Consider the following 12,092-nt stretch of genomic DNA (forward strand, 5'->3'; position numbering starts at 1 on the left):
ACGGATTTGGGTGCGCTGGCTTCGACGGGCTCAGCCCGAACGGGGGTGGGGGTGCTGGCTTCGACAAGCTCAGCCCGAACGGGGTTGGCGGTGGGCGCGGGCTCGCCGCGCCAGGCGGCTACGGTGGCGGCGATGCGGTCGATGACCGCGTCGGTCAGCTCGCCCTGAACGCGGCTGATCATGGTGGCGAGTTTGCGGGCGTCGATGAACAGCACTTCGCCCTTGCGCTTTTTGCGCTTGGCCAAAAACCACAGGCACGCCGGGATTTGGGTGTTGAAGAACAACTGGCCGGGCAGGGCGATCATGACTTCCACCACGTCGGCATCGACCATGGCGGCGCGGATCTGGCCTTCGTTGTTCTGGCTGCTGCTCATGCTGCCGTTGGCCAAAACGATTCCAGCACGGCCCGTGGCTTTGAGGTGGTGCAGCATGTGCTGCAGCCAGGCGGTGTTGGCGTTGCCGTGGGGTGGGTCGCCATACACCCAGCGGGCGTCGCCCTCCAGGCTGGGATGCCACCAGTCGCTGATGTTGAAGGGCGGGTTGGCCAGGATGAAGTCGGCGCGCAGGTCGGGGTGCTGGTTGCGCACAAAGGTGTCGGCAGGTTCGCGGCCCAGGTTGAAGTCGATGCCGCGAATGGCCAGGTTCATGGCGGCCAGGCGCCAGGTGGTGGGGTTGCTCTCTTGCCCGTAGATGGACACGTCGCCTTTTTTGCCGCCGTGGGCTTCGATGAACTTTTCACTCTGCACAAACATGCCGCCGCTGCCGCAACACGGGTCGTACACCTTGCCGGTGTGCGGGTTGAGCACGGCCACCAGGGTTTTGACGATGCTGGCGGGCGTGTAGAACTGCCCGCCGCGTTTGCCTTCGGCGCTGGCGAACATGCCCAGAAAGTATTCGTACACCTGGCCCAGGGTGTCGCGCGCCACGTCGGGGGTGTCGCCAAAGCCGATGGTTGACACCAAGTCCACCAGCTCGCCCAGCTTGCCGTCGGGCAGCTGCGCACGGGCATAGCGCTTGTCCAGGATGCCTTTGAGCGTGGGGTTCTCGGCCTCGATCAGGGTGAGGGCGTCGTCAATGCGTTTGCCAATGTCGGGCTGCTTGGCGCTGCTGCGCAATTGCTCCCACCGGGCGGCTTCGGGCACCCAGAAGACGTTGGCTTCTTTGTAGTAGTCGCGGTCTTCCAGCTCGGCCGCTATGTCGGCGGGGTCGGCGTCGCCGTAGAAGTAGTCGTCGTCGGGGTCTGCCAGGCGCAGCACCAGCGTGGCGTGGTGGGCGGCAAAGGTGTCAGAGATGTATTTGACGAAGATGAGGCCGAGCACCAGGTGCTTGTATTCGGCGGCGTCCATGTTGGCGCGCAGCTTGTCGGCGGTGGCCCACAGGGTTTTCTGGATGTCTTGGAGCATGTGGCTGCGGTGCGCGGGTGGCTGAAGAGCGCCGTTGGGCGCTGTCGGGCGGGCAGGCCCGCCGCACACACTGCGAAGACCCTGCCACGGGGTTGCTTCTTTGAATACTACTATTTTGATAGCTGTTAGCGCTTATCCAATAAGCGCTAAAGGCCATTTTGACAATTATTTTGGTCCCCTCGACAGGAATCGAACCTGTATCTAGCGCTTAGGAGGCACTCGTTCTATCCATTGAACTACGAGGAGGCAAGACAGCCGCGCATTGTAGTGGGCACACGCACGCCCTTTGGAGTGCGCGGCCTCAGTCGTACTTCACCGTGTAGATGATGTCCACCGCGCTCTTCTCGCCCGTCTGCCCGCGCAGCGTGAGGCTGCGGGTAAGGTCGTAAAAGATGTACAGCGTGCCCAGCGTGCCCGACAAGCTGCGTTCGTAGGTCACATACAAATCCTTGGACAGGCGTTTGCCGAAGGTGAGGGCGGCTGCGCTGGCGTCTTCGCCGGTGGTGGCGCTGCGAAAGCCGATTTCGTCCAGGCCGATGCGGCTGGCGATGTTGGCGCTGGTGTTGCCGCCGCCACGGCGGCCCAGCAGGGCCAGGGCGGCCTGCTGCATCACGGCGGCTTCGGCGCCGCCTGCGGAGGCGTTGCGGCCCAGGACCACCCACGAGAGTTTTTCGGCATCGGGCAGCTCGGGGTCTGAATAGAGCTTGACGCGCGGCGCCTGGGCGCTGCCGGTGACCTGCACCCCAGCGCGCACGCTGATGTTGGGCCGCAGTGCCAGGATGTCGAGCGAGGGGTTGTTGTACGGGCCGTTGAAGCGGATGAGTCCCGTCTCCACGTCCAGCATCTGGCCCCAGGCGCGGTAGCGGCCTTCGTCGGTGCGCACTTCGCCGGTCACGCGGGGTGGGGCGCCGGGCACGGCGCTGCTGCGGATGTCCACCTCGCCCGTGAGCCGTGTGGTGATGCCCTGACCGCTCAGGGCAAAGTCGCGCCCCAGGTTCAGGGTGATCGCGATATCGGGGGGCTTGGCGGTTTCGGCCTGGGTCGCTACCTGGTTGGCCTTGGCGGCGGCCTGGGCCTTGGCCTGGTCTTCGCGGTCCTTGGCAGCAGAGCGCACCACCACGTCGGAGCCCAGCGTGGGCGCGGTTTCATCGGGCAGGATGATGGTGGCGCGGTCTGTGGTCAGCTTGCCGCGCAGGCTGATCTGGCCTTGCTGAAGCTGTGCTTGCAGTTGGCCTGACACGCTGATTTGCCGGTCGGCCCGCACCAGCACTTGCAGGGCCTTGGCCTCGGCCTGCAGCGACATGGTGATGCCCGACAGGCCGGTGGTTGCGGTGGCGCTGTCACCCCAGCTCACGCGGCCGGTGGCGGTGAGCGTGCCGCCGTCTTGCGGTGCGGAAGTGCGGTTGCCGCTGAAGCCCGCAATGCGCGCGCCGCTGCCGCGCCCACCCTGCAGACGGAACTCGGTGATGCTGAGCTGGTTGCCTTGCAGCGTGGCGCGCAGGCGGCCGCCTTGCAGGTCTACGCCATCGACCACCGAGCGCACGGCCATGTCGTCGGCGCCCAGCGTGCCGGCCCAGCGCGGCGCATTGCGGGTGCCTGACAAGGTGGCGCTGGCGTCCAGCGTGCCGCGCACGCGCCAGCCGGGCGGGGCCAGGGCCGACCACACGCCCACGTCGGGCAGGCGCGCGCGCAGGGTGCCGGCCAGGGGTGCATCGGGCGCCCAGCTGAAGGGCGAAGAGGTGGCTGGCGAAGAGTTGACGGGCGAGGAGGGGCTGGCGCCCGCAGCGGCGGAGGCGCCGGGCGCTCCGGGTGTGAGACGGGTGCTGACGTTGGCCTGCACCTCGCCTGCCCGGTCGCTCGCCCAGGCGAGTTGGGCCCGCAGGGCTTCGCCTTCGATCTCGATGGTAACTTCGGCCTGGCGCACACCGGCGGCGGTGCCTGCCCCTGCACCGGATGCAGCAGCTGATGCCGAGGGGCTTGCCGAGGCCTCGGTGGCGATCACCGCCGTGGCGCCCGCGCCCGTGCCCTGGCCGCTGCTTTGCACGGCGGTGATGGCGGTGGCGTCGCCCGCCAGGATGCGCAGGTCGCCACTGGCGCGGCGCAGGCTGGCGCTGGCGCGCAGGGGGCCTTGGGTGTTGTCCACTTTCCATTGCCCGTCCAGCACGATGCTGGTGGCCAGCCCCATGCGGGCCAGCAGCGGCTGGGCAGGGCGGCCTGCGGCGGCCGGGGTGTTGCCCAGGCCCAGCGCGTCGACCCAGGCCATGGGCAGGCCCTGCACGGTGCCCTGGGTCTGCAATTGCACAGGGTTCGCGCCGGTGGCCACGCGCAGGGGCTGCCAGCGCAGCACGGCGGTGCCGGGCTGGGGGCCGGTCAGGCGGGCCTGGCCTGCAGTGGCCAACACGGTGTAGCCCGTTGATGGCGAGCGTGGGCCGGTGGTGGCGCGTGCGGTGATGGATACGGGCTCAGCCAGTTGCAGCGTCCAGGGGCCGGGGCGTGCGGCGTCTTGTGCCACCAGCCGCAGTTCGCTGATCTGCACCTGCGCCCCTTGCGTGGGTGTGGCCAGCCCGCCCGTGGCGCGGGTTTGCAGGGCCAGCCGCTGCATCTGCTGGGGCTGGGATGCATTCAGCCGGGCTTCGCCATCCAGCGTGAGCGTGGCCTGCGCCAGGGTGCCCGAGAGGCCGGCCTGCACAGCGCGCAGTTGCACGGCGGTGGCACCGCCGCCCTCGTCTTTACTGGGAGGCAGTGACAGGTCCAGCAGCGGGGTGGAGAGCTTGGCTTGCAGCTCGAAGGTGGCTTTGTCTGATGGCGGCGTGTTGCCCGCACGGCTGGCGTTGGGGGATGTGCTGTCGCTGGTGGTTGCGGTGGCGGCTTGCAGTTGCCGGGCCGCTGTCTGCCAGCCACCTTTCCATCGCGCGTTCAGCTGCACGGCGCCTTTGGCGGTGGCACCCCGCAAGGATTCATTCAAACGGGGGCCTACCAGCGGCAGGCTGGCCAGCCAGCGCTGGGTTTGGTCCACGTCGGTCCATTGCACCTGCAGGTCGCCCGTACCCGCCTGGGGCGCCAGGCTGCCTTGGGCGCGCGCTGTGGCGCCGGGCACGGTCAGCGCAATCTGGCCCTGGCCCGACAGATCGCCGGGGGCCACACGCAAGTTGGTGGCTTCAACGCGGGCCTGCAGAGCGTCCAGCAGCAGGCGTTCCAGCTGCAAGGTGCCGCCGGGCTGGGTGGGTGACGGGGGTTGCCAGCTACCTTGGGTGGTCAGCGTGTTGATGCGCAGCAAGGCGGGGCGGTTGGTGGGGGTTTTGCCGGAGGCGGCGGTGCCGGTGGCGCGGATATCTGCCGTAAAGCGCACCACATCGCCCTGCATCTGCGCGCCCAAACGGCCTGCCAGCGGCGCGGCCGCCCAGGCGGTGTGCAGGGCGTCCGGGCGCAGGTTGCGCAGTTCGGCCTGGCCCTCCAGCGCGCCAGTGCCAGGGGTGTAGCTGCCTTGCAGGGTGACGGTGCCGGGGCCTGCGTTCACGGTGGCGCCGGGCACGGCCCAGCGGGTGCCGTCGTAGTTGGCATCGGCCTGCAAAGTGGTGATGGGCAGGCGGGCCTGGTCCCATGGGCCTGCCAGTTCGTTGCGCAGCTGTGCGTTGACGGTCCAGCCGGTGGGCGCAGCAGCCGCACCTGCGCTGGGCCCGGTAGGCCCGGCGGGCCCTGCCTGCACGGTGCCATGCAGTTGGGTGGCCGGGGCTTGCGGCCACAGCGCTGCCAGATTGACGGCGCGCAGCGTGGCCTGGGCCGATTGCAGGGGCTGTGGGGACCAGGGCGCCAGCGTGGCCTGCACGTCGGCTTGCATGGGTTCTGCGGCGGGTGGGGGCTGCTTTGCGGATTGCCGCGTGGGCGATTTGGCAGGGGCAGGGGGTGGCTCCGTGGGCCCGGCCTGGGCGGCGGTGGGGCTGATGCGCGCCTGCAGTTGCAGCTGCGCTGCCGCTGTGGCCAGCGTGCCTTGCAGGGTAGCGTGTGCACCCACCTGCAGGGCGGCGGTGCCGCCGGGCACGGCGGCGCTCACCGTGCCGTCCACAGTGGCGTTCAGCGCCATGGGGGCCTGGGCCTGCAGCGTCAGCCGCGCGGTGTATTGACCCTGGGCCAGCTCCACGCTGGCGATGTTCAGACGGTGCTCGCTCCCGTCAAAGCGGTAGTCGCCGGCCAGGCCCTGGGCTTCTACGGCCGGGGCGCCCGCCCATTGCAGCTGGTCTACGCGGAACGGCACGCCGATCTGCAAGGGCAGCACCAGCTGTGTCAGGGGCGTGGGTGCCTCTGCACTGGACTGGCTGCCCAGTGGCGTGATCTGCACGCGTGCGGCATGCACCTCGCCCAGCTCCAGGCGGCGTTGCAGCAACGGGGCCAGCTGCCAGCCCAGGCGGATGTCGGTCACCTCCACCGACAGGCTGGGGCTGCGCCAGCGCAGCCAGCCAATGCGCCCGCCGTTGCGCAGTGATCCGGTGACCTCGCGGCTTTCCAGTTGTTGGTTGGCGGGCAGGTACTGCGCCGCGCGCGCCAGCGCCAGGGCCAGCGACGTGCTGCTGCCTGCCCACCACCACACGGCGGCTGCAGCGGCGATCAGCAGCGCAATCATTGCGACCAACAGCCAGCCCAGTGCACGCAGCGCACGGCGGCCACGGCGTGGCGAAGGGTGCTGGCCACCCTGGTGGTGCGATGCGCCTGCGCTGAAATCGGAGGAGCGTGCGCGGGGTGTCGGGGAGTGGGGGGGCATGGGTGCAGCGCTCATCAGAAGCTGAACCCCAGCCGCAGGTGCAGCCGCACCTCCTTGGTTTTCACGCCATAGGCCAGGTCGGCCTGCAGCGGCCCCACAGGGCTGCGCCAGCGCACGCCAGCGCCAATGCCCACGCGCGGGTCCAGGTCGCCCAGGCGGTCGGCCACCGCGCCAGCATCCACGAACAGCGTGCTCTCCCAGTCGGTCATGGCGCCCTGGTAGACGATGGGGCGCTGCCATTCGACGCTGCCCACGGCCAGGTAGCGGCCGCCGTAGAGCTGGCCGTTGTCGGTGCGGGCGCCGATGCTGCGGTAGCCGTAGCCACGCACGGTGGTGTCGCCCCCGGTCAGGAAGAGTTGGGTGACAGGGATCTGCGCGCCATCGCGCGCCAGCACGGCCCCGCCCTCTGCGCGCAAGGCCACGCGGGCGCTGCGACCCACGCCAGCGGCGTCCTGCACGCGGCCTGCGGGGATGAACGACTGCCAGCGCAACAGGGTGCGCACAAACGGGTCGCGCTCAGGCCGCAGCGTGGTGCCCAGCCCCAGCTCCACGGCGATGCCATGGCCGCGCGTGGGGGCGGTGGCGCTGTTGAAGTAGCGGCCCGTCCAGCCGTAGTTCACGCTCAGGGCCGTGCTGGTGTCAGAGGGCGACTGCACGTTGGCGGCAAGCCCCTGGCTGTTGGCGTAGTCGTACTGCAGGAAGTAGTTGCGGTCGATGTTCTTGGTGCTTTTGCTGCGGCCGTAGCGCACGCGCCCGCTGTTGACGTCGTAGTCGCCCGTCGCCTCGCGCTGCAGCTGGGCGCCTGCAAACCAGCGCCAGCCGTTGTTGTTGGGCAGGTCGGTCCATTCGCTGCTGGCGTGTTTGGTCTCGCGGTCCAGCGAGAGCTTGCTCACCGCGCGCCAACCGATGACGGGCAACTGGTTGTGGATGTGCTCCAGCGACAGGCGCGCGCCGCTGTCCGTCGAGAAGCCGGGGCCGAATACCAGCTTTTGCATCGGTGCCTCACGCACCTGGGCCACTACGGGCGCGGCCTGCGGGTCAGTGCCCTCGGTGTCGAGCGTGAGGAACACCGAATCGTAGTAACCGCTGCTGGCCAGCCGCAGCTGGGCGTCGAGCAGTTCGGCCTCGTCATACACCGCGCCTGTGGGCAGGCGCGCCAGGCGCCTGGCGCCGTCGGGGTCGTAGCGCTGGCTGCCCTCTACCCGCAGCGGCCCAAAGCGGTAGGGCGGGCCGGGCTCGTAGGTCACGCTGAGCTTTGCCGCGTGTTGGTCGGCATCGATCTCGGCCCGGCTGCTGGCGATGCGGGCGGTGGGGTGGCGGCGCGCCTGCAGCTGGCGCAGGCCGTCGTTCTTGGCCGAGTCCCAGGCAGACTGGGTGAACGGCTGGCCCGGCTGCAGGGACCAGTTGCGCTGCACGCGCTGCTGCTGGCGGATGCTGGCGCTAGTACCGGTTTCTTCTGTTGGTTGCTCCGCGCTGGAGCTGTCCGTGCCGCCCGTGTCGCCAGTGAAGTCGATGTCCGCGCTGGCAATGCGGGTCTGCGGGCCGGGCTGCACCGTGACCACCACCGTGCGCGGGGCAGCCTTGCTGTCGGGCGTTTCGGTCAGCTCCACCGTGATGGTGGGTGCAAAGTAGCCCATCGTGCCCAACAGTTCGCGGGCGTTGGCATCGGCTGCGCCCAGCAGGCGCTGCAGCTCGTTGGCGTGGAGATCGGGCAGGTGGCGGAAGCGCTGCAGTTCCAGGTGGCGCTCCAGCGTCTCGCGCACGTTGGCGGGGGCGTTGACCTGAACGGCGAAAGAGGGCGTGCCCGATTCGGCAATGGCCGGGGTGGGCGCCGAGCCTGTGCTCTCGCTATCCTCACCGCGCGGCAGCAGGCTGCAACCCTGCAGGCACAGCGCGCTGAAAAGCAGCAACGCCGACCATGGGGCCGGCGTTGAGAAAAGGGCAGTGGGGCGCAGGACGCGAAAAGGCACGGCAGGAGAAGGTGGTTTGGGTGGTTGGGGCTGGCTGCAAAACCGGCCCACCGCCACTATGCACCGAAAATCAGCCCCGTCGTGTCAGACAGTTCCGCGCGATGGGCTCCAAAGCGCTGGTGCCCCATCCCGCCTACTTCGACAGCAGCCGCATGGTCTCTTCCAGCCCCTTGAGCGACAGCGGGTACATGCGGTTGCTCACCAGTTGCTGAATGATGCTGATGCTCTGGCGGTATTGCCACACGCCCTGGGGCTCGGGGTTGATCCACGCAAACTTGGGGAAGGCGTGCGTGAGGCGCTGAATCCACTCGGCGCCCGCTTCCTCGTTGTTGTATTCCACACTGCCGCCGGGCTGCAGGATTTCGTAGGGGCTCATGGTCGCGTCGCCCACAAAGATCAGCTTGTAGTCTTTGTTGTACTTGCGGATGATGTCCAGGGTCGGAAACTTCTCGGCAAAGCGGCGGCGGTTGTTCTTCCACATGAAGTCGTACACGCAGTTGTGGAAGTAATAGAACTCCAGGTGCTTGAACTCGCTTTTGACCGCGCTGAAAAGCTCTTCCACCCGCTGGATGTGCTCGTCCATGGTGCCGCCCACGTCCATCAGCAGCAGCACCTTCACGTTGTTGTGGCGCTCGGGCACCATCTTGATGTCTAGGTAACCTGCGTTGGCGGCCGTGCTGCGGATGGTGTCGGGCAGGTCCAGTTCCAGCTCATGCCCTTCGCGCGCAAACTTGCGCAGGCGGCGCAGCGCTACCTTGATGTTGCGCGTGCCCAGCTCCTGCTGGTCGTCGTAGTCCTTGTAGGCGCGCTGCTCCCACACCTTCACCGCGCTCTTGTTCTTGCCCGCGCCGCCGATGCGCACGCCCTGCGGGTTGTAGCCGCCGTGGCCGAACGGGCTGGTGCCACCGGTGCCGATCCACTTGTTGCCGCCTTCGTGGCGTTCTTTCTGTTCTTCGAGGCGCTTCTTCAGCGTCTCCATCAGCTCGTCCCAGCCCATCTTCTCGATGGCGGCTTTCTGCTCGGGCGTGAGCTCGTTCTCCAGGATCTTGCGCAGCCAATCGGCCGGGATCTCCTTGGTGAAGTCGGCCACCATCTCCACGCCCTTGAAGTAGGCGCCAAAGGCCCGGTCGAACTTGTCGTAGTGCTTCTCGTCCTTGACTAGCGTGAGGCGCGAAAGGTTGTAGAAGTCGTCCAGGCTCCACGCGTCATCCGACTTGGGGCCCACCACACCGGCCTGCAGGGCTTCGAGCAGGGTGAGGTATTCCTTGACCGACACGGGCAACTTGGCCGAGCGCAGGGTGTAGAAGAAGTCGATGAGCATGATTTTGGCCTCTAGCGCCAGTGCTTATTGCGCGTGGCGCTCTAAAAGATATAGCAACTGCGCCTTCGCCTCAGGCCACTCGCCTGCGCGCATGCTGTACATCACCGTGTCGCGAATGGTGCCGTCGCGGCGCAGCGCGTGGCCGCGCAGCACGCCGTCCTTCTTGGCGCCCAGGCGTTCGATGGCTTTTTGCGATGCAAAGTTGTAGTTGTCGGTGCGCCAGCCCACCACATGGCAGCCCAGCGTGTCGAACGCGTGGCCCATCATCAAGAGCTTGGCGGTGGTGTTGACGTGGGTGCGCTGCACACTTTGGCAGTACCAGGTCCAGCCGATCTCCACGCGTTTCACGGCGGGCACGATGTCGTGGTAGCTGGTGGAGCCGAGCACCTTGCCCGTCGCGTCATCCACCACGGCAAAGGCAAAGCGGTTCCCGTCTTCCCGCATCTTCAAGGCGGCTTCGATGTACGCGCGGGTGTCCTGGGGCTCGGGTACCGAGGTGATGCGCAGCTTCCACAGCTCGCCATCGGCCGCAGCGGCGGCCAAGCCGTGTTCGTGGGAGAGCGCCAGGGGCTCCAGGCGGATGCCTCGGTCGCGCAGGGTGACTGGTTCTACAAAAGCCATGGGTCTTTTCTCTTCGTCAATCCTTGGAGGGCTTGTTGCGCCGACTGGTCTGCCAGCGCCGCGCAGCGTGCAGGCCCAGGCCGCCGCCCAGTCCCACCAGGGCAATGCCCACCAGGGCCGGGGTGCCGTAGCCTGGCGCAAAGATGTCCATGCCCAGCCACTGACCCAGCCAGAAACCGGCGAGTGCGCCGCCAACAAAACCAATGGCGTCGGCAATGCCGTCTGCCAGCGAAGGGGTAGGGTGTTGGGACATTGCCGGGGAGTCAGCGGTTGCGCTGATTCATGAACACCAGCTTTTCGAACAGGCTCACGTCCTGTTCATTCTTGAGCAGCGCCCCCACCAGCGGGGGTACCGCCACCTTGTTATCGGCGCTTTGCAAGGCGGTGAGCGGAATGTCTTCAGCCACCAGCAGCTTGAGCCAGTCGATCAGTTCGCTGGTCGATGGCTTCTTCTTGAGGCCCGGCAGGTTGCGCACGTCATAGAACGTCTTCATCGCCACGCTGAGCAGCTCGCTCTTGAGCGTGGGGAAGTGCACGTTGATGATCTGCCGCATGGTGTCGGCTTCGGGGAACTTGATGAAGTGGAAGAAGCAGCGGCGCAGGAAGGCGTCGGGCAGTTCCTTTTCGTTGTTCGACGTGATGAACACCAGCGGGCGGTGCTTGGCCTTGATGAGTTCGCGTGTTTCGTAGCAGTAGAACTCCATGCGGTCGATCTCGCGCAGCAGGTCGTTCGGGAATTCGATGTCGGCCTTGTCGATCTCGTCGATCAGCAGTGCCACGGGCCGGTCGGCCGTGAAGGCTTGCCACAGCACGCCCTGGATGATGTAGTTGCGGATGTTCTTCACGCGCTCTGCGCTGTCGCCGTCGTTGAGCTGGCTGTCCCGCAAGCGACTCACGGCGTCATATTCATACAGGCCCTGCTGCGCCTTGGTGGTCGATTTGATGTGCCACTGCAACAGCGGCATGTCCAGCGCCTGGGCCACTTCCTCGGCCAGCATCGTCTTGCCCGTGCCGGGCTCGCCCTTGATGAGCAGCGGCCGTTGCAGCGTGATGGCGGCATTGACGGCGAGCATCAGGTCCTGGGTGGCGACGTAGTTCTGGGAGCCTTGGAATTTCATGGGGGAAAACACCGGATCGTTGATGAATGGGCTTGACAGGGCGCTGGCTATAATCGGCGGCTGATCAGAGCCCAGAGCTGAACTTCCACGAGATTGTGCGCGCAAAATGAACAAAACGCTGACCACGCTATTTGCCCTGGCTGTCGCTTCCGTGACCGCCTTGTCCCATGCCCAGGAAGCCAAAGGCGACGTGGAAGCCGGCAAGCAAAAGATTGCCATGTGCATTGGTTGCCACGGCATTGTTGGCTACCAGGCCAGCTTTCCTGAGATCCACAAGGTGCCCATGATCTCGGGCCAAAGCGCCAAGTACATTGCAGCAGCGCTGGTCGCCTACCAGAAGGGCGAGCGCAAGCACCCCACCATGCGCGGCATCGCCGAGTCGTTGTCCGAGAAGGACATCGCTGACGTGTCGGCCTACTACGAACAGCACGGCAAGACGGGGGCCGAACTGCCCGCCAAGCCCGGCCGCGAACCCAGTGTGCAGGTGGCCGAGCTGCTGAAGAAGGGCGCCTGCGTGTCATGCCATGGCGACAACTTCGCCAAGCCCATTGATCCCTCGTACCCCAAGATCGCCGGCCAGCATGCCGACTACCTCTTCGTGGCCCTCAAGTCCTACAAGGTCGAGAAGAACGCCAATGTGGGCCGTGGTAACGCCATCATGGGCGGTGTGGCCAAGCAATTCACCAACGCTGAGCTGAAGGCGCTGTCCAACTACATCAGCGGCCTCGAAGGCGATCTGCACACGGTGCCCCAGTCGCGTTTCCGTTAAGCGACACCACTGACCCGTCCTGAATAGCGTTGACACCCAGGACGGTTTAAAACTGCAGCCGGACTATCCGGCCAACGACGCCCGATGCACCGCATCGGGCGTTTGCATTTTCAGCGATAGGTGTGGCCGCTCGC

Annotated in this window: 8 protein-coding genes and 1 tRNA gene; 1 reads left to right on the forward strand and 8 read right to left on the reverse strand. The window is 66.8% G+C overall.

The window, feature by feature from the left end; genetic code table 11:
* The 8 genes from NFX52_RS26895 to NFX52_RS26930 form a co-directional block, all read right to left on the reverse strand.
* Nucleotides 1-1,403: type I restriction-modification system subunit M (locus NFX52_RS26895; protein WP_252635897.1), on the reverse strand; the 1,403-nt coding region annotated here is incomplete at its 3' end.
* 171 nt (nt 1,404-1,574) lie between these two features.
* Nucleotides 1,575-1,649 (reverse strand) — tRNA-Arg (locus NFX52_RS26900).
* 55 nt (nt 1,650-1,704) lie between these two features.
* On the reverse strand, nt 1,705-6,159 hold the full coding sequence (locus NFX52_RS26905; RefSeq protein WP_252635898.1) for a translocation/assembly module TamB domain-containing protein: 4,455 nt from the start codon (nt 6,157-6,159) through the stop codon (nt 1,705-1,707).
* Nucleotides 6,160-6,173: 14 nt separating this feature from the next.
* Complete coding sequence (locus tag NFX52_RS26910; RefSeq protein WP_082437613.1) at nt 6,174-8,129, reverse strand: autotransporter assembly complex protein TamA; 1,956 nt, start codon at nt 8,127-8,129, stop codon at nt 6,174-6,176.
* Between the two features lie 133 nt (nt 8,130-8,262).
* The gene (locus NFX52_RS26915; RefSeq protein ID WP_055401594.1) at nt 8,263-9,450 is read right to left on the reverse strand and encodes a vWA domain-containing protein; all 1,188 of its coding nucleotides are present in this window, start codon (nt 9,448-9,450) and stop codon (nt 8,263-8,265) included.
* Between the two features lie 24 nt (nt 9,451-9,474).
* Entirely contained in the window at nt 9,475-10,071 is a 597-nt protein-coding gene (locus NFX52_RS26920) for a GNAT family N-acetyltransferase (protein WP_055401592.1), read from the reverse strand.
* A 16-nt stretch (nt 10,072-10,087) separates the two neighbouring features.
* Nucleotides 10,088-10,324: a hypothetical protein gene (locus tag NFX52_RS26925; protein WP_055401590.1), complete on the reverse strand. Its 237-nt coding sequence runs from the start codon at nt 10,322-10,324 to the stop codon at nt 10,088-10,090.
* Nucleotides 10,325-10,334: 10 nt separating this feature from the next.
* The gene (locus NFX52_RS26930; protein ID WP_055401588.1) at nt 10,335-11,189 is read right to left on the reverse strand and encodes an AAA family ATPase; all 855 of its coding nucleotides are present in this window, start codon (nt 11,187-11,189) and stop codon (nt 10,335-10,337) included.
* A 106-nt stretch (nt 11,190-11,295) separates the two neighbouring features.
* On the opposite strand from NFX52_RS26930, the gene NFX52_RS26935 reads away from it, so the two are divergent.
* Nucleotides 11,296-11,958, forward strand: a complete 663-nt coding sequence (locus tag NFX52_RS26935) for a c-type cytochrome (RefSeq protein ID WP_055401586.1) — start codon at nt 11,296-11,298, stop codon at nt 11,956-11,958.
* Nucleotides 11,959-12,092 lie beyond the last annotated feature (134 nt).

Source organism: Acidovorax facilis (genome assembly GCF_023913775.1).
GTDB lineage: Bacteria > Pseudomonadota > Gammaproteobacteria > Burkholderiales > Burkholderiaceae_C > Acidovorax > Acidovorax facilis.

Excerpts from the sequence above, each read along its gene's own strand:
- NFX52_RS26905 (WP_252635898.1), bottom strand. The coding sequence starts at position 6,159 with ATGCCCCCCCACTCCCCGACACCCCGCGCACGCTCCTCCGATTTCAGC.
- NFX52_RS26915 (WP_055401594.1), bottom strand. The coding sequence starts at position 9,450 with ATGCTCATCGACTTCTTCTACACCCTGCGCTCGGCCAAGTTGCCCGTG.
- NFX52_RS26920 (WP_055401592.1), bottom strand. The coding sequence starts at position 10,071 with ATGGCTTTTGTAGAACCAGTCACCCTGCGCGACCGAGGCATCCGCCTG.
- NFX52_RS26925 (WP_055401590.1), bottom strand. The coding sequence starts at position 10,324 with ATGTCCCAACACCCTACCCCTTCGCTGGCAGACGGCATTGCCGACGCC.
- NFX52_RS26930 (WP_055401588.1), bottom strand. The coding sequence starts at position 11,189 with ATGAAATTCCAAGGCTCCCAGAACTACGTCGCCACCCAGGACCTGATG.
- NFX52_RS26935 (WP_055401586.1), top strand. The coding sequence starts at position 11,296 with ATGAACAAAACGCTGACCACGCTATTTGCCCTGGCTGTCGCTTCCGTG.